Genomic DNA, 17,587 nt, shown 5'->3' on the forward strand with positions numbered 1-17,587 from the left:
GCCAGCATAAATTCGAGACAGATCCCGATGACCGATACACGCTTCGTCTCCGCCGACGACATCCGTTCCGCCTTCTCCGCCGCGATGTCGGCGATGTACCGCGACGAGGTGCCGGCCTATGGCACGCTGATGACGCTGGTGGCGCGGGTGAACCAGCAGAAGCTGTCGGCCGATCCGAGGCTCAAGGCGCGGCTCGAGGCGACGGATTCGCTCGACCGCATTTCCGAGGAACGGCACGGCGCGATCCGCCTCGGCACGCCGCAGGAGCTGGCGATGATGCGCCGGGCCTTCGCGGTGATGGGCATGTATCCGGTGGGCTATTACGACCTTTCGACGGCGGGTGTGCCGGTGCATTCAACCGCGTTCCGGCCGGTCGGCGATGCGAGCCTGAAGCGCAATCCGTTTCGCGTGTTCACCTCGCTGCTGCGGCTCGACCTGATCGCCGACGCGGCGCTGCGCGAACAGGCGGCCGAGGTGCTGGCGTCGCGAAGGATCTTCACCGACGAGGCCGTGCGGCTGATTGAAAAGGCCGAAAGCGAGGGCGGGCTCGGCGAGGCGGATGCCAAGCAGTTCGTTGCGGAGGTGCTGGAGACGTTCCGCTGGCACGACAGGGCGATCGTCGATGCCGGCATGTACAAGCGCCTGCATGATGCGCACCGGCTGATAGCCGACGTGGTGTCCTTCAAGGGACCGCACATCAATCACCTGACGCCGCGCACGCTCGACATCGACAAGGTGCAGGCGCTGATGCCGGAGCACGGCATCGCGCCGAAAGCCGTGGTGGAAGGCCCGCCGACGCGAGAATGTCCGATCCTTTTGCGCCAGACCTCGTTCAAGGCGCTGGAGGAACCGGTCTCCTTCATCGGCGACGGCGGCGAGTGGCGGAAAGGTTCGCACACCGCCCGCTTCGGCGAGATCGAGCAGCGCGGCGTGGCGCTGACGCCGAAGGGTCGTGCGCTCTACGATGCGCTGCTCAACCAGACGCGCGCCAAGGTGCGGCCGGCTGCCGACGGCTCGAATGCCGACGCTTACGAGGCAGCACTTGCCGAAGTGTTCAGGGCGCTTCCGGACGACTGGAACGAACTGCGCAAGGCCGGGCTCGGCTATTTCAGCTATTCGCTGACGGAGAAGGGCCGCGCGGTGGCCGGCCGCAGGGTCGATCTGGAAACGGCAATCGCCGAGGGCCTCGTCCAGTTCGACCCGATCGTCTATGAGGATTTCCTCCCGGTGAGCGCGGCCGGCATCTTCCAGTCCAACCTCGGCGACGAGGCGACGCAGGAATTCGTCGCGAGCCCCAACCAGATCATGTTCGAGCGCGATCTGGGGGCTTCGGTGCTGGACGAGTTCGCCCACTATTCCGAGATCGAGCGCGCCTCGATCGAGGCCTGTTTCGCGGTGATCGGCCAGGCCCTCGCCGCCGAGTGACGACGGACGGATGATGATCGAAGCGGGGCACATCGAGGCATTGCGGGCGCTGCTCGGCGAGAAGGGTCTTCTCGCCGCGGCGGCCGACATGGCTGCCTACGAGACGGGTGCGCGCTACGACAAGGGGAGGGCGGCCTTCGTGGCGCGACCGGCTTCGACGGCGGAGGTCTCTGCGGTCGTCGCCTATTGTGTGAGGCATGCGATCCCGCTGGTGCCTCAGTCCGGCAATACCGGCCTCGTGTCGGGATCCACGCCTGATGCGAGCGGCGCGCAGGGCGTGCTGAGCCTCGACCGGCTGACCGGCGTGTTCGAGCTCGACCCGGTCAACCGCACGGTGCGGGCGGGCGCAGGGCTGCGGCTGTCGGACCTCAACGGCCGGCTGGAGGAACATGGCCTGTTCTTCCCGATCGACCTCGGGGCGGACCCGCGTCTGGGCGGCATGGTCGCGACCAACACCGGCGGCTCGCGCTTCCTGCGGTATGGCGACGTGCGCCGCAACACGCTGGGCCTCACCGTGGTGCTCGGCGACGAGGCCGGCACGGTGCTCGACCTCTCCTCGGCATTGCGCAAGAACAACACGGGCGTCGACTGGAAGCAGCTGTTCGTCGGCACGTCGGGCGCCTTCGGCGTCGTCACCGAATGCGTGCTCAACCTCGAACCGCTGCCGCGCCAGAGCGCCACGGCGCTGCTGGCACCATCGTCGTCCGAGGCGGTGCCGGCGCTGCTGATGGCGATGGAGGATGCGCTGGGTTCGTATCTCTCCGCCTTCGAGGGCATGTCCGGCAATGCGGTGCGGGCGGCGCTCGACCATGTGCCGTCGCTGCGCAATCCCTTCGGCGACGGTCGCGTGCCCGACTTCGTCATCCTGGCGGAAGTGTCGCGGACGAACGCGCCGCGGGCGGGCGAGCAGCCGCTCGACGCCGTGCTGGAAGAGGTGCTCGCTGCCATCTGGGAGAAGGACGATGCGCTTCTGGCGGACGCCTTCGTCGGCCCGCCGCACGAGACCTGGGCATTGCGCCATGCCCTGTCGGAGGGCGTGAAGCACCGCGGCCGGCTGATCGCGTTCGACCTCGCCTTCCGACGCGGCGACATCATGCGCTTCCTTGACAGGATGAAGGCAGAGATGCCGGAGCGCTTTCCGGGCGTCGAGATCTGCGACTTCGGCCATGTCGGCGATGGCGGCGTGCACTTCAACCTTGTCGTGGCGAAAGACGATCCGCGCCTCGCCGACGGGGCCTTCGAGGCCGCGCTGCGCGAATGGGTCATTTCGGTCTGCGTCGAGGATTTTCAGGGTAGTTTCAGCGCCGAGCACGCGATCGGCCGCAAGAACCAGGCCTTCTACGACCGCTATACGCCGGCGGAGATCCGCAGGCTGTCGGCGGCGCTGAAGGCCGCCGCCTCGCCCGGCCCACTCGGCGCGGTCGAATTTTGAGACGAATGGCGGCGCGGCCGCCGCAATGACGAGAACAGTGGAGAAAGACAGATGAGCAAGAGCGTCGACGTGAAGCAGGAGACCGCCGCGATCCTCGACCGACTGGGCGTGCCGCGCGCGGTCTGGACGGGCGGCCGCATGGCCTCGTTCAGCCCGGTGAGCGGCGAGGAGATCGCGAACCTCAAGGCCGTGACAGCAGCCGAGGCGGGCGCTGCGATCGAGGCCGCGCACGAAGCCTTCAAGGAATGGCGGCTGGTGCCGGCGCCGAAGCGCGGCGAACTGGTGCGGCTGCTCGGCGAGGAGCTGCGCGCCGCCAAGGCCGATCTCGGCCGCCTCGTTTCGATCGAGGCTGGCAAGATCACGTCGGAAGGCCAGGGCGAGGTGCAGGAGATGATCGATATCTGCGACTTCGCCGTCGGCCTGTCGCGCCAGCTCTACGGCCTGACGATCGCCACCGAGCGTCCCGGCCACCGCATGATGGAGACCTGGCACCCGCTCGGCGTCGTCGGCATCATCTCGGCCTTTAACTTCCCGGTCGCCGTCTGGTCGTGGAACGCGGCGCTTGCCCTCGTTTGCGGCAACGCCATCGTCTGGAAGCCGTCGGAGAAGACGCCGCTCACCGCACTTGCGAGCCAGGCGATCCTGGAAAAGGCGATCGCCCGCTTCGGAGCCACGCCGAAGAACCTGTCGACGGTGCTGATCGGCGACCGGGCGGCCGGCGAGGCGCTGGTCGACCATCCGAAGGTGGCGCTGGTTTCCGCGACCGGCTCGACCCGCATGGGCAAGGAAGTCGGCCCGCGGGTCGCCAAGCGCTTCGCCCGCTCGATCCTCGAGCTCGGCGGCAACAATGCCGGCATCGTCTGCCCCTCGGCCGATCTCGACATGGCGCTCAGGGCGATCGCCTTCGGCGCGATGGGCACGGCGGGCCAGCGCTGCACGACGCTGCGCCGCCTCTTCGTGCATGACAGCGTCTACGACCAGCTCGTGCCGCGGCTGAAGAAGGCCTACACAAGCGTCTCCGTCGGCAATCCGCTGGAGACCTCGGCGCTGGTCGGTCCGCTGATCGACAAGGCGGCCTTCGACGGCATGCAGAAGGCGCTCGGCGCGGCGAAAGCCGAAGGCGGCGCGGTGACGGGCGGCGAGCGCGTTGCCGAGGCAGGCAAGGAGACGGCTTATTACGTCAAGCCGGCGATCGTGGAGATGCCGAAGCAGTCCGGCCCGGTGCTCGAAGAGACCTTCGCGCCGATCCTCTACGTGATGAAGTATTCGGACTTCGACAAGGCGCTGGAAGACCACAACGCGGTGGCCGCCGGCCTGTCGTCCTCGATCTTCACCCTCAACGTGCAGGAGGCCGAGCGCTTCCTCGCCGTCGACGGCTCGGATTGCGGCATCGCCAACGTCAACATCGGCACGTCGGGTGCGGAGATCGGCGGCGCGTTCGGCGGCGAGAAGGAGACGGGCGGCGGCCGCGAGAGCGGTTCGGACGCCTGGAAGGCCTATATGCGCCGCGCCACCAACACGGTGAACTACTCCAAGGCGCTGCCGTTGGCGCAGGGCGTCTCGTTCGACATCGAGTAGGGCGGCGCGACGCGCGATGAAGAGGCGGGCTGGACAGTCGATCCAGCCCGTTGATCCAGCTGCCGGATGCAGTTGACGCCCGTCCTTTCGCGCTTCAGGAAGGGGCGTCCCGCCGGTGTCCTTCCGTGATATTTTCCCTGGCCTTCCTCGCCGAAAAGGCGCTGCCCCGATGAGCGCGGACCGCGCCCCGGCCTCCGTCATCTGGGCGCTCGGCGTCACGCAGATCGTCGGCTACGGCACGCTGTTCTACAGCTTCGCGATCCTTGCTCCGGACATCTCGGCCACCTTGGGATGGCCGCAGGCTTGGATCTTCGGCGCGCTGTCGCTTTCGCTGATCGCCGGGAGCGTCGTCGCCCCCTCGGCGGGACGACTGGCCGACCGGCTGGGCGCCGGGCGCACCATGACCGCGGGCTCGCTGGCCGCCGCGGCCTCGCTCGCCTTCGCGGCGGCAGCGCCCAGCGCCTATGTCTTTGTCGCGGCGCTGTTCCTGATGCAGGTCGCGGCGTCCTTCGTGCTCTACTCCTCCGCCTTCGTCGCCATCGTCCAGGTCGGCGGCAGCCGCGCCTCGCTGTCGATCACGCACCTGACGCTGATCGCCGGCTTCGCCTCGACCCTGTTCTGGCCGCTGACGACATGGCTGCACGGTTCGCTCGACTGGCGGCAGGTCTTCCTGGTCTTCGCCGCGCTGCACCTCGTCGTCTGCCTGCCGCTGCACGGCTGGATCGCGAGCCATTCGCGCCGCTCCGGGTCGATGCCGGTCGTCGGCCCGAAGGACGCGACCCCTACGGATGCACCGCCCTCAACGGTGCCGCGGGCGATCTTCGCGCTGATGCTTGCCGGCTTCGCCACCGAGGGCTTCGTGCTGAACTCCGTCCTCATCCACATGGTGCCCCTGACGGCCGCGCTGGGCATGGGGGCGGCGGGCCTGTGGGCCTCGACGCTGTTCGGCCCGGCGCAGGTGGCGAGCAGGCTGGTCAACATGGTCTTCGGCGGCCGTCTGTCGCAGACCTGGCTCGCCGTCATCTCGGCCTTCCTGCTTCCGGCGGGGCTGCTTGTGCTGGTCGCCACCACGCCCTGGCTGCCGGGCGCGCTCGTCTTCGTCGTCATGTTCGGGATGGGCTCCGGCCTGAACAGCATCGTCGGCGGGACCCTGCCGCTGGAACTGTTCGGTCGCCCCGGCTACGGCGCGATGGTCGGATGGGCGACGTCGGCGAAGCAGTTCTCGTCTGCCTTCGCGCCGTTCGCCTTCTCGGCCATGCTTGCCGGGCTCGGCGTCGTGCCGTCGCTGCTGGTGCTGGTCGTGCTCTCGGCAGCGGCGGTGGGCTGCTTCTCCGCCATCGCCGTGCTGCGCGGAGCTACTCCGCGACGGGTATGACGTCCACCGACTGTTCGGAGGAATGGCGGCCGACCGTGCGCAGCACGCCGACGATCGGCGCGACGTCGGCATAGTCGCGGCCGTAGCCGATGACGATATGGTCGTTGCCGGCGAGCATCGCATTGGTCGGGTCGAATTCGCGCCAGCCGGCCTCGCGCCCGCACCACACGCTCACCCAGGCATGCATCGCGTCCGCCCCCTCCAGCCGCTCCTTGCCGGGCGGGGGGATGGTGCGGATGAAGCCGCTGACATAGCACGCCGGGATGCCGAGCCCGCGCAGGCCCGAGATCATCACATGCGAGAAGTCCTGACACACGCCGGCCCGGAGGTGAAAGGCCTCCGGCGACAGCGTCCGCACGTTGGTGGCGTCGGGCTCGTAGTCGAAGTCGCCGTGGATGCGCCGGCACAGGTCGAAGGCGAGTTCGAACACGCTGCGCGTCGAGGCAACACTCTCCTGCGCATAGGCGGTGATCGCCGGATCGATCGGAGCGTGCAGGCTGCCGGCCAGGAAATGCTGCGGCGAGGCGGCATCGAGCGAAAGGGCGGCGTCGATCTCGGCCTTCAGCCCCTCGACGGTCGGCGAGATGTCGAGCGGCGGCTCGGCGCGCGTCACGCTCACCCGTGCCTTCATCGTGAGGTCGAGCGTATCGTGCGGCTCGCGATAGGCGATCGAGGTGACCGCATTGCCGAAGAAGTCGGTGAAGGTGCGGCTCTCGGTCGGCTTCGGGTCGAGCGCGATGTTGGCCGCGATCACGCGCTGCATTCCGGGCAGCGTCAGCGGCATGGTGCGCAGGTGATGCCGTCCGCCCTCGACCGTGGCGGGATAGTCGTAATGCAGGTTCAGGCGGATGTCGTAGAGCATCGTCAGGTGAAATAGCTGCGCGAGAGCGCGTCGTATACGGCGCCGAGGCCGGAGACCACCTCGTCAAGCTGCGCCGTGTCCAGGTCCTTCGCCTCGGCGATGGACAGGCGGGTATGGAGGTTCAGCACTTCCTTGGCGGCCGCGCTGAGGTGGCCGGTCTCGTTGCCCGGGAGTTCGCCGATCTCCTCCTTCAGCCGGTCGAGCTGGAAGACGATCGAGCGCGGGTTGAGCGGATCGAGCGCCAGGAGCTCGATTACCGATCGCCGGCTGGCGCTGACGCTGAACTGGCGACGGTGGGTGAGCACGCTGTCGCCGATCTCAAGCAGCATGTCCAGGCCGCCGTCGGGCGAGGTCGAGGAGCCGAGCGCGCCGAGGATGCGCGCCATGTGGATGCCGCGTTCGATGCGGCGGCCGATTTCGAGGAAGCGCCAGCCGGTGAAGCGGTACATGTTCTCGTGCACGAGGCCCGAGAAGCCGGCGAGCTTGCGCAGGATCACGGTCATGGCGCGCGCCGCGTCGTCTCCGGGTTCCACCTTGTCGGCAAAGCGGTGCAGCGTCTTCGACAGGTCGTTGAGCGCCAGCCAGCCGTCGGGCGAGAAGCGGTCGCGGATCTGGCCGGCGCTGCCGGTCGCATGGCCGATGGTGCGCAGTACGCCGGGCGAGACGGCGCAGGTCGCGTCGACGCCGAGGAAGTCGAGATAGTTTCGAACGCTCTTCAACAGCGGCAGTGCCGGATCGACCGCCTCGGCGAGCCGCACGTGGTAGGCGCGCAGGATGCGCACCGTGCTTTCCAGCCGTTCCGAATAGCGCCCGAGCCACATCATGTTCTCGGCCGCGCGGCTCGGCAGGTTGCCGGTGCGCGTGCGCGGGATCGGTTCGGACTCGTCCGGCAGCAGCGTTTCCTGCTTCACCGGCCTGTCGCTGGCGATCCAGACGTCGGCCGCCTGACCGCCGCGCTGCATGGTGATCGCGGTAGCGTCGTTGGTGCGGCCGATGCGAGCGAAGCCGCCGGGCATGATCGTCCAGCCGTCCTTGGTGCGAGCGGCGAAGACGCGCAGCGACATCGGCCGCGGCACGAGCCGGCCATGGGTGTAGACCGGCGTGGTGGACAGCGTCACCGCCTCCTGCGCGGCGAAGGCCGTGCCCTCGGCCGCGAGGCGTGCAAGCAGGTCCGCGCGCTCCTGCGGATCGAGGGCGGAGCCGAGGCGGGTCATTTCCGGATCTTCGAAGGGAAGGCGGGTCGACAGCGCGGGGCCGACCACCATCCGGTCGAGATTGTCCATCACGTGCCGCTGTTCGGCCGCCTGCCCGCACCACCATGTCGCGACGGAGGGAAGCTTCGGCTCGGCGCCGTTGAGGGCGCGGGCGATGCCGGGCATGAAGGCCAGGAAAGCACGCGTCTCAACGATGCCGGAGCCGAGCGCGTTGACGACCGCGAGGTTGCCGCTCCTGAGCGCCTCGACGATGCCGGGCGTGCCGATCCGGGAATCGCCCTTGAGCTCGAGCGGGTCCATGAAGGTGGCGTCCATGCGCCGCCACAGCACGTTGACCGGCTTGAGGCCCGAGACGGTGCGCACCATCACCTGGCCGTCGAAGACGCGCAGGTCTTCGCCCTCGAGCAGCGTTATGCCGAGATATCGCGCGATCCAGGCATGCTCGAAATAGGTTTCGTTGAGGGGGCCGGGCGACAGGATGCCGGCGCGGCCGGTCCGGTCGTCGCCGAGCGAGAGCAGCGTGTCGCGGAACTGGCGAAAGAAGCCGGCGAGCCGGTGCACGTTCATGTCGCCGAACACGTCGGACAGCGCGCGCGTCGTCGCGACCCGGTTCTCCAGCGCGAAGCCGGCGCCGGATGGCGCCTGGGTGCGGTCGCCCAGCACCCACCAGCGCCCGTCCGGTCCCCGCCCCAGTTCGAAGGCGCAGAAATGCAGGAAATGGCCGCCGACCGGCTCAATGCCGACCAGCGGGCGCAGGAATTCCGGGTTGCCGGCGACCAGCGCCGGCGGGATCAGCCCGCGCCCCACCAGCAGGTTCGCACCGTAGATGTCGGCGACGATGCGTTCGAGCAGTTCGGCGCGCTCCTCCAGCCCGGCGGAGATCTCGTCCCATTCGGTCTGCGAGATGATGAGCGGCAGGTGAGCGAGCGGCCATTCGCGCTCCCGCGCGCCTTGGCCCTCGTAGACCCGGTAGTAGACGCCGGCGTCGCGCAGATACTGGTCGGCGCGGGCGAAGCGTTCCGAGCGTTCCTTGTAGGGGATGTCGGACAGCGCCGAGATCAGCATATCCCAGCCGGGCCTGACCTCGCCGGATGCGTCGAGCATCTCGTCGGTCACGCCGGGGATCGGCCTGTATCCCGACAGGAGGCTGCGGCCGGGTTTGGCCGCAGCATCCCGTTTCTGTTCGCTGGCGATCACCTGAGCACCGGACGCCGCAGGTCGAGCGTCATCGGGAAGTCGAGATTGGGCAGCTCCGCCGGCGGCACGAAGACCGAGGGCGTATGCCCGCGCGGCTCGAAGCGGGCAAGCCGCCTCGCCTCGGCCTCGTTGGCGTTGACCGGGAAGGTCTCGTAATTGCGGCCGCCTGGATGCGCGACATGGTAGACGCAGCCGCCGATCGAGCGGTTCGACCACGTGTCATAAATGTCGAAGACGAGCGGCGTGTTGACCGGCAGTACCGGATGCAGGCCCGACGCCGGCTGCCAAGCCTTGTAGCGAACGCCGGCGACCGCGGTCTCGCGGCTGTCGGTCTGCGTCATCGGCACGACGCGGCCGTTGCACAGCACCTTGTGGCGCTCGGGATTGAGCCCGTCGGTGCGCACCTGCAGCCGCTCGACCGAGGAATCGACGAAGCGGACGGTTCCGCCGATCGCGCCTTGTTCGCCCATGACGTGCCAGGGTTCAAGCGCCTGCCTGAGCTCCAGCTTGACGCCCTCGTACTGGACCTCGCCGCAGAACGGGAAGCGGAACTCGAGCTGCGCCTCGAACCATTCCGGCGCGAAGTCGAAGCCGTGGGTGCGCAGGTCCTGCAGCACGTCCTGGAAATCCTGCCAGACATGCCAAGGCAGCATGAAGCGGTCGTGCAACGAGGTGCCCCAGCGCACGAAGCGGCCATCGGCGGGGCCGGCCCAGAAGCGTGCGATCAGCGCTCGGATCAGCAGTTGCTGCGCGAGGCTCATGCGAGCATTGGGTGGCATCTCGAAGCCGCGGAACTCGACCAGGCCGAGCCGGCCGGTCGGGCCGTCCGGCGAGAACAGCTTGTCGATGCAGATCTCGGAACGGTGCGTGTTGCCGGTGACGTCGACCAGAAGATTGCGGAACAGCCGGTCGACCAGCCAGGGCAGGGGAGGTGGGCCGTTCGCCGGATGCGGCACCTGCGCCATCGCGATTTCCAGCTCATAGAGCGAATCGTGGCGCGCCTCGTCGACGCGCGGCGCCTGGCTGGTCGGCCCGATGAACAGGCCGGAGAACAGGTAGGAAAGCGAGGGATGCCGCTGCCAGTGCAGCACGAGGCTTTTCAGCAGGTCCGGCCGGCGCAGGAAGGGGCTGTCGGTCGGCGTCGCGCCGCCGACCACGACATGGTTGCCGCCGCCGGTGCCGGTGTGGCGGCCGTCGATCATGAACTTGTCGGCGCCGAGCCGGCTCTGGCGGGCCTCCTCATAGACCGCCTCAGTTGTCGTGACGCAGTCTTTCCAGCTCGCGGCGGGATGGATGTTGACTTCGACGACGCCGGGGTCGGGCGCGACGCGGATGACGTTGAGGCGCGGGTCGTGCGGCGGGGCGTAGCCCTCGATATGGATCGGAAGACCGATCCGCTTCGCCGCCTCCTCGGCCGCCGCGACGAGCTCCAGATAGTCTTCCAGAGCCTCGGTGGGCGGCATGAACACGCAGAGCCGGCCGTCGCGTAGCTCGGTCGAGAGCGCCGTGCGGACGGCTCCGCCGATCTCGGTCAGTGTCTGCTCGACACGGTCCTGCTGCTCGGTCGCCGCCGTGAAGGAAGCTGCCGTCTGGCGCTGCGCCATCTCGTCGGCGCCGTCCGCGGCGGGGGAGGCGGGCAGGATTTCCGCACGCGGCGGCAGCGCGCCGCGCGGCACGGTCGGATCGACCGGCACGATATAGGGAAACTGCGCCGGCGGCACGTAGGGCAGCGAGCCGAGCGGCAGGCGGTAGCCGACGGGCGAGTCGCCCGGCACCAGGAACAGCCTGCCCCGCCGCGTCTTCCACTTCTCGCTGCGCCAGCGCGGGCCGGTCGCCGTCGCGGCCGCGTTCCATCGCTGCACCGGCAGCACATAGCCGCTCGGATTGGTCAGCCCGCGCTCGAACACGCGGGCCATGCGGCTGCGTTCCTCCGGGTCGGCGAGCTTCGAGTTGGACGGATCGACATTGTCGGGCAGCTTGCCTTCCTTGAGCACCCATTCGCCGGGGTCCTCATAGGCTTCCGCCACCATGCCCCGCTCGACGCCGAGTTCGGAGGCGATCTCGCCGAGCAGGCGGCCGGCATCTTCCGGCTTCGCAGCGGTCTTTTCGCCTTCCTTCGCGATCAGCTTCTCGTCGGCCCAGACCGGCTCGCCGTCATGGCGCCAGTAGAGCGAGAAGGTCCAGCGCGGCAGCGTCTCGCCCGGATACCACTTGCCCTGGCCGTAATGCAGGAAGCCGGTCGGCGCGAAGCGCTCGCGCAGCCGGCGGATCAGCGCGTCGGCCTTCTCCCGCTTGGTGGGGCCGACGGCCGCGGTGTTCCACTCGGCCGATTCGAAGTCGTCGATCGACACGAAGGTCGGCTCGCCGCCCATGGTAAGCCTTGCGTCCTGCTCCTTCAGGATCGCGTCGACCTTGTCGCCCAGCGCATCGAGCCGGGCCCAGGATTCATCTGAGAACGGCTTGGTGATGCGCGGATGCTCCGACACGCGGTCAACGCGCATGGCGAAGTCGAAACCCACCTTGGCATCGCCGAAATAGCCGCCAGAGATGGGTGCCGCATTGCGGTAGTGCGGCGTGGCCGCCAGCGGCACGTGGCTCTCGCCGGTGAGCAGGCCGGATGTCGGGTCGAAGCCGATCCAGCCCGCACCGGGCAGGTAGACCTCGCACCATGCATGCAGGTCGGTAAAGTCGACCGAGGTGCCGGCCGGGCCGTCGAGCGCGACGAGGTCGGGCTTGAGCTGGATCAGATAACCGGAGACGAAACGGGCGGCGAAACCGAGGTTGCGCAGGATCTGGACCAGCAGCCAGCTCGAATCGCGGCAGGAGCCCGTGCGGAATCCAAGCGTCTCTTCCGGCGTCAGTACGCCCGTCTCCATGCGGATGATGTAGCCGATCTGCTGCTGCACCTTCGCGTTGAGCGCGACGAGGAAGTTGACCGTGTTCGTTTCAGAACGATCGATTCCCGTTAGGAACTCCTGCAGCAACGGCCCGACCGGTTCGGGCTTGCGGTAAATTGCCAAGTCCTCGCGGATCTCTTCCGGATAGTCGAACGGCCAGGTCTCCGCGCTCTCCTCGACGAAGAAGTCGAACGGATTGTAGACCGTCATGTCCGCGACGAGGTCGACCTCTATCTTGAATTCGGTGACCGGCTCCGGAAAGACGAAACGCGCCAGGAAGTTGCCGTAGGGGTCCTGCTGGACGTTGACGAAGTGGTTGGACGGGCTGACCTTCAGCGAGTGGCTCAGCACCTTGGTCCGCGAATGCGGCGCCGGCTGGAGGCGGATCACCTGGGGCCCGAGCACGACCGGCTTGTCATATGTGTAGTGCGTCAGGTGGTAGATCGCCGCGTGGATCGCCATGGTGCCTCTTTTGGGTGCCCGTTACCCACTCTATCCACAATTTCGCGGCTGCCGCCACCTCCATATTGCACTGCGGAACGGCGCGCGCTGCCCCCCGTTGGCCTTTTGCCGGCGTCCGCTATATGACGCCTCGCAAGAAAGGGGTGTGCGATGCGACTGGGCGGGAGGCTGGCGGCGGCCATCGAGGTTCTGGAAGACATGGAGCGGCGGCATCGTCCCTCGGCCGACGCGCTGAAGGACTGGGGCCTGTCGCACCGATTCGCGGGCGCGGGCGACCGCGCGGCGATCGGCAACATAGTCTATGACGCGCTGCGCCGCCGGCGCTCCGCCGGATGGCTGCTGGGCGATGCCGCGCCGCGCGCCTGGGCGTTCGGCGGATTGATTCTCGAAACGGGCCGGACAGCTGCCGGGATAAACGCGTCGCTCGACGGAGATCGCTTCGCGCCGTCGCCGCTGACGGAGGCCGAGATGGCCGCCATCGCCGCGCGCGACCTGGCGGACGCGCCCGAAGTCGTCCGCGCCGACGTGCCCGACTGGTGCGTGCCGCTGCTGGAGACAGCTTTTGGCGAGGACTGGGTCGAGGAGGCGCGGGCGCTTGCCGCCCGCCCGCCGCTCGACATGCGCGCCAACACGCTGCTTGCCACGCGCGACAAGGTGATCGGCGAGCTCGCAGGCGCCGCGCCCGCGGCGATCGCGCCCGACGGCATCCGCATTCCGCCGATCGAGGGCGACGGCCGGCACCCGAACGTCCAGGTCGAGCCTGCGTTCCAGAAGGGCTGGTTCGAGATCCAGGACGAAGGCTCGCAGATCGCCGCCCGGCTCACTGGTGCGGCGCCCGGCATGCAGGTGCTGGACCTGTGCGCCGGGGCCGGCGGCAAGACGCTGGCGCTGGCGGCGATGATGGACAATCGCGGCCAGATTTTCGCGCATGATTCGGAGAAGGCGCGGCTGGCGCCGATCTTCGACCGCCTGAAGCGCGCGGAATGCCGCAACGTGCAGGTGATCGCCAATTCGACCGGCCTCGCGGATCTCGAAGGCCGCATGGACCTGGTGCTGATCGACGCGCCCTGCACCGGCTCAGGCACCTGGCGCCGCCGGCCCGACGCCAAATGGCGGCTGACCGAGCGCCAGCTCGACGTGCGCATCGCGGAGCAGCGGTCGATCCTCGACAATGCCGCCCGCTACGTGAAACCGGGCGGATCGATCGCCTATGTCACCTGCTCGGTCTTTCCGTCCGAAAACCAGGATCAGGTGACGGCTTTCCTCGACCGGCATCCAGGCTTCGAGGCCGCCGATCATGCCGCCCTCTGGGCGGGCATGTTTCCGAAGCATGCCGACAAGACGCGGACGGGCGAGCACGGCGTGGTGCTTACCCCCTTGCGCAGCGGCACCGACGGCTTCTTCTTCGCCTCGATGCGGCGGGCCTGACGCCGGGATCGCCTTCGCCTCGCACGGCGATGATCTGCTTCGCTGGCTCAACCGATCGCTGCTGCGCTGCAGCATTGAGCAATTGCGGTGCGGGCCGGCCTTTGCGATAAGGCAGGCTCGCGGAGGACAGAGCGTGAAGGCGAACACACAGATCGATGCCGACTACGAGGAGCGCGTGCGCTCGAGCTTTGCGCGCCAGGTCGTGATGTCGACCATCGGCGCCGAGCTGACCAGCGTGACGCCCGGTACGGTCGAGATCGAGATGCCCTATTCCACGGCGCTGACCCAGCAGCACGGCTTCCTGCATGCCGGCATCATCTCGACGGCGCTGGATTCGGCCTGCGGCTATGCGGCCTATTCGCTGATGCCACCGGAGGCGGCGGTGCTGACCATCGAGTTCAAGCTCAACATGCTCTCACCCGGCAAGGGAGAGCGCTTCCTGTTCCGCGGCTCGGTCACCAAGCCCGGCCGCACGATCATCGTCGCCGACGGCCAGGCCTATGCCTATGCAACGGATGGCGAGGCGCGGCTGATCGCAACCATGACCGCGACGATGATGACCATCACCGGCCGCGAGGGCCTGGCGGGGTGAGGCGCAGTCCGCGTAGCGGACCAGAAGGCCCCTGACGGGCTTTTCGAGCGGCGAACGCCCGAGGTGGGGCCGAGGATAGGGACAAGGAATCTCGTGACCGTTTCTCTTGCCGACATAGCGGGACGACAAGTCCTGTTTGTGATGGCGGCGGAGGCCGAATACGGCCCGCATCTGAAGGCACGCTTCACGCCGCTGATGACCGGCGTCGGCCCGGTCGAGGCGGCGATCGTGCTCACCGCGACCTTGGCGAGCCACGCCTCGCAAGGCGCGCTGCCAGACCTCGTCGTTTCCCTCGGCTCCGCCGGCAGCCGGTCGCTGGAACAGACGGGAATCTACCAGGCCACCGCTGTATCCTATCGCGACATGGACGCCTCGCCGCTCGGCTTCGAGAAGGGCGCCACGCCCTTCCTCGATCTCCCCGCGGTCGTGCCCTTGCCGCTGCGCATTCCCGGCATCGCCGGGGCGACGCTGTCGACAGGCGCGAATATCGTCTCCGGCGCTGCCTATGACGGCATCGGCGCCGACATGGTCGACATGGAGACCTTCGCGGTGCTGCGCGCCTGCCACCGCTTCGGCGTGCCGCTCGTGGCGCTGCGTGGCATTTCCGACGGCGCGGCCGACCTGCGCCATGTCGGCGACTGGACCGAATATCTGCATGTCATCGACGAGAAGCTGGCGGCGGCGGTGGATCGGCTCGCGGAGGCGATCGCGGCGGGGCTTCTGCCGCGCGTCGCCTCAGTCTAGTCCCAGGCGTTCGACCAACCTGTTGATCGGCAGCATCAGGACATAGGCCAGCGAAGCGTATTCGGGGTCAACGAGATAGGCGAAGGCGACGCTCGCGCATGCGGCGACTATCACGGAAATGGCGCTCGACATGTCCAGCTTGGCTTTGCTGGTGTCGGCATTGTCGAACAGGGCGGCATGCCGCTTAAGGTAAAGATTGCGCAGGATCACGACCGTCTCCACCGCGATCAGGTTCACCGCATAGATGACATGCGACTGCGGATTCTCGTTGTGCTCGCCGATCAGCGACGAGGTAAAGGGAATCACGCTGGTCAGGAGCAGCCATGCGATCATGATGTGGAACAGGCTTAAGTTCATCGATTCCAGGCCCTTGGTGGCCTGCATCTGGCCTCGCCAGAATTGTGCGAGCAGCAGGAAACTTACGACCCAGGAGATGATCTTTGGCGTTAGCTCGCCGATAGCCGCAAACAGATCCCCGGTCGTGTCCTCCGGCAACCTGAGCTCGAGCACAAGCAGCGTCATAGTGATCGCGATGACGGCATCGACGAGTGCGTCGAGCCGATGCTTCGACATGAGATGATCGACCATCGACTCCCTCCTGGCAGCCGAGCTTCATCCTTTGGCGCTTGCGGTCAAGCGCCTCGTTTGCGCGTTCCGGCGCTTTCGACCGTTGCTCCTTGCGCCCGACTCGGCTAAGGGCCCGCGATGACAGCCCATACCGACTCCATTCTCATTATCGACTTCGGCAGCCAGGTCACGCAGCTGATCGCGAGGCGGGTGCGCGAGGCGGGTGTCTACTGCGAGATACACCCTTTCCAGAACGCTGAGGCTGCGTTCGAGAAGCTGCAGCCGAAGGGCGTCATCTTCTCCGGCGGCCCGGCCTCGGTGACCACCGAGGGCAGCCCGCGCGCGCCACAGGCCGTGTTTGACGCCGGCGTGCCGATCCTCGGCATCTGCTACGGCCAGCAGACGCTTGCGACACAGCTCGGCGGCACGGTGGAGGGCGGGCATGCCGCCGAGTTCGGCCGGGCGGACGTCGAGATCAAGAAGGCGAGCCCGCTGTTCGACGGCTTCTGGCAGGTCGGCGGCCGCTATCCGGTGTGGATGAGCCACGGCGACCGGGTCACCAAGCTGCCCGACGGCTTCGAGGTGATCGCCACGTCCGAGAACGCGCCCTTCGCCATCGCGGCGGACGAGAAGCGGCATTACTATTCCACCATGTTCCACCCCGAAGTGGTCCACACGCCCGACGGCGCGAAGCTGCTGTCGAACTTCGTGCATAAGATCGTCGGGCTGAAGTCGGACTGGACGATGTCGGCCTACCGCGCCGAGATGATCCGCAAGATCCGCGACCAGGTCGGCACCGAGCGCGTGATCTGCGGCCTGTCCGGCGGTGTCGATTCCTCGGTCGCCGCGGTGCTGATCCACGAGGCGATCGGCGACCAGCTGACCTGCATCTATGTCGACCACGGTCTGATGCGCCTGGGAGAGAGCGAGCAGGTAGTCGGCATGTTCCGCGACCACTACAACATCCCGCTCGTCCATGTGGACGCGTCCGACCTCTTCCTTACCCAGCTCGCCGGCGTCAGCGACCCTGAGGTGAAGCGCAAGACGATCGGCCGCCTGTTCATCGAGGTGTTCGAGGCCGAGGCCGGCAAGATCGCCGCAGACGGCAAGGGCGCGCCGAAGTTCCTCGCACAGGGCACCCTCTATCCCGACGTGATCGAGAGCGTCTCGTTCTCCGGCGGCCCCTCGGTGACGATCAAGAGCCATCACAATGTCGGCGGCCTGCCCGAGCGGATGAACATGCAGCTCGTGGAGCCCTTGCGCGAACTGTTCAAGGACGAGGTACGGGCGCTCGGCCGCGAACTCGGCTTGCCGGAGAGCTTCATCGGCCGTCATCCCTTCCCGGGCCCCGGCCTCGCCATCCGCTGCCCCGGCGGCGTGACGCGCGAAAAGCTCGACATCCTGCGCAAGGCCGACGCGATCTACCTGGAGGAAATCCGCAAGGCCGGCCTCTACGACACGATCTGGCAGGCCTTCGCGGTGCTGCTGCCGGTGCAGACCGTCGGCGTGATGGGCGACTACCGCACCTACGATTTCGTCTGCGCACTCCGCGCCGTCACCTCCGTCGACGGCATGACGGCCGATTTCTATCCCTACGACATGAATTTCCTCGGCCGCACGGCGACGCGCATCATCAACGAGGTGCGAGGGATCAACCGCGTCGTCTACGACGTGACGAGCAAGCCGCCCGGGACGATCGAGTGGGAATGATTTTAGTCCATCCGGGCGTATCCGACGGTATCCGATAATACGACATAACTCTCTGAAATAAAAATAGAATTATTCAGCTTCGTTCGAGGACTATCGGCTGGGAG

The 17,587-nt window shown here is 67.6% G+C and carries 12 protein-coding genes; 8 read left to right on the forward strand and 4 right to left on the reverse strand.

Annotation, left to right across the window (positions count from 1 at the left end):
• Positions 1 to 27: 27 nt before the first annotated feature.
• The 4 genes from hglS to arsK all read left to right on the forward strand — a co-directional run bounded on the left by hglS (position 28) and on the right by arsK (position 5,810).
• Positions 28 to 1,425: a 2-oxoadipate dioxygenase/decarboxylase HglS gene (gene hglS, locus B9Z03_RS11305; RefSeq protein ID WP_085467605.1), complete on the forward strand. Its 1,398-nt coding sequence runs from the start codon at positions 28 to 30 to the stop codon at positions 1,423 to 1,425.
• 13 nt (positions 1,426 to 1,438) lie between these two features.
• Positions 1,439 to 2,857 carry an FAD-binding oxidoreductase gene (locus B9Z03_RS11310; RefSeq protein ID WP_085467606.1) on the forward strand — a complete coding sequence of 473 codons (1,419 nt, stop codon included), beginning with the start codon at positions 1,439 to 1,441 and terminating at the stop codon, positions 2,855 to 2,857.
• A gap of 51 nt (positions 2,858 to 2,908) precedes the next feature.
• Positions 2,909 to 4,435: an L-piperidine-6-carboxylate dehydrogenase gene (gene amaB, locus B9Z03_RS11315; RefSeq protein ID WP_085464308.1), complete on the forward strand. Its 1,527-nt coding sequence runs from the start codon at positions 2,909 to 2,911 to the stop codon at positions 4,433 to 4,435.
• Between the two features lie 169 nt (positions 4,436 to 4,604).
• Positions 4,605 to 5,810 carry an arsenite efflux MFS transporter ArsK gene (arsK, locus tag B9Z03_RS11320; protein ID WP_085464309.1) on the forward strand — a complete coding sequence of 402 codons (1,206 nt, stop codon included), beginning with the start codon at positions 4,605 to 4,607 and terminating at the stop codon, positions 5,808 to 5,810.
• On the opposite strand, the gene B9Z03_RS11325 is transcribed toward arsK, so the two are convergent.
• Genes B9Z03_RS11325 through B9Z03_RS11335 form a run of 3 tightly spaced genes read right to left on the reverse strand, consistent with a single transcriptional unit; the run spans position 5,791 to position 12,442 of the window.
• Positions 5,791 to 6,672, reverse strand: coding sequence for a transglutaminase family protein (locus B9Z03_RS11325; protein WP_085464310.1), 882 nt, complete (start codon positions 6,670 to 6,672; stop codon positions 5,791 to 5,793). The genes arsK and B9Z03_RS11325 overlap by 20 nt on opposite strands.
• A 2-nt stretch (positions 6,673 to 6,674) precedes the next feature.
• Positions 6,675 to 9,083, reverse strand: coding sequence for a circularly permuted type 2 ATP-grasp protein (locus B9Z03_RS11330; protein ID WP_244561717.1), 2,409 nt, complete (start codon positions 9,081 to 9,083; stop codon positions 6,675 to 6,677).
• The gene (locus B9Z03_RS11335) at positions 9,080 to 12,442 is read right to left on the reverse strand and encodes a transglutaminase family protein (RefSeq protein WP_085464311.1); all 3,363 of its coding nucleotides are present in this window, start codon (positions 12,440 to 12,442) and stop codon (positions 9,080 to 9,082) included. Before B9Z03_RS11335 ends, B9Z03_RS11330 begins: the two co-directional genes overlap by 4 nt.
• 150 nt (positions 12,443 to 12,592) lie before the next feature.
• Here B9Z03_RS11335 and B9Z03_RS11340 point away from each other — a divergent pair, with 150 nt between their 5' ends.
• The 3 genes from B9Z03_RS11340 to B9Z03_RS11350 all read left to right on the forward strand — a co-directional run bounded on the left by B9Z03_RS11340 (position 12,593) and on the right by B9Z03_RS11350 (position 15,206).
• A complete protein-coding gene (locus B9Z03_RS11340) occupies positions 12,593 to 13,870 on the forward strand; it encodes an RsmB/NOP family class I SAM-dependent RNA methyltransferase (protein ID WP_085464312.1) in 1,278 nt (425 codons plus the stop codon).
• A gap of 205 nt (positions 13,871 to 14,075) precedes the next feature.
• Complete coding sequence (locus B9Z03_RS11345) at positions 14,076 to 14,462, forward strand: PaaI family thioesterase (protein ID WP_085467608.1); 387 nt, start codon at positions 14,076 to 14,078, stop codon at positions 14,460 to 14,462.
• 93 nt (positions 14,463 to 14,555) lie between these two features.
• Positions 14,556 to 15,206 (forward strand): 5'-methylthioadenosine/S-adenosylhomocysteine nucleosidase, encoded by a 651-nt coding sequence (locus B9Z03_RS11350; RefSeq protein WP_085464313.1) that lies wholly within the window; start codon positions 14,556 to 14,558, stop codon positions 15,204 to 15,206.
• Here the strand turns inward: B9Z03_RS11350 and B9Z03_RS11355 are convergent.
• Positions 15,198 to 15,794 carry a TMEM175 family protein gene (locus B9Z03_RS11355; protein WP_085464314.1) on the reverse strand — a complete coding sequence of 199 codons (597 nt, stop codon included), beginning with the start codon at positions 15,792 to 15,794 and terminating at the stop codon, positions 15,198 to 15,200. The two genes, B9Z03_RS11350 and B9Z03_RS11355, sit on opposite strands and share 9 nt — an antisense overlap.
• Positions 15,795 to 15,911: 117 nt before the next feature.
• On the opposite strand from B9Z03_RS11355, the gene guaA reads away from it, so the two are divergent.
• Complete coding sequence (guaA, locus tag B9Z03_RS11360) at positions 15,912 to 17,483, forward strand: glutamine-hydrolyzing GMP synthase (protein ID WP_085464315.1); 1,572 nt, start codon at positions 15,912 to 15,914, stop codon at positions 17,481 to 17,483.
• Positions 17,484 to 17,587: the final 104 nt, after the last annotated feature.

It is taken from the genome of Mesorhizobium australicum (assembly GCF_900177325.1).
GTDB lineage: Bacteria > Pseudomonadota > Alphaproteobacteria > Rhizobiales > Rhizobiaceae > Mesorhizobium_A > Mesorhizobium_A australicum_A.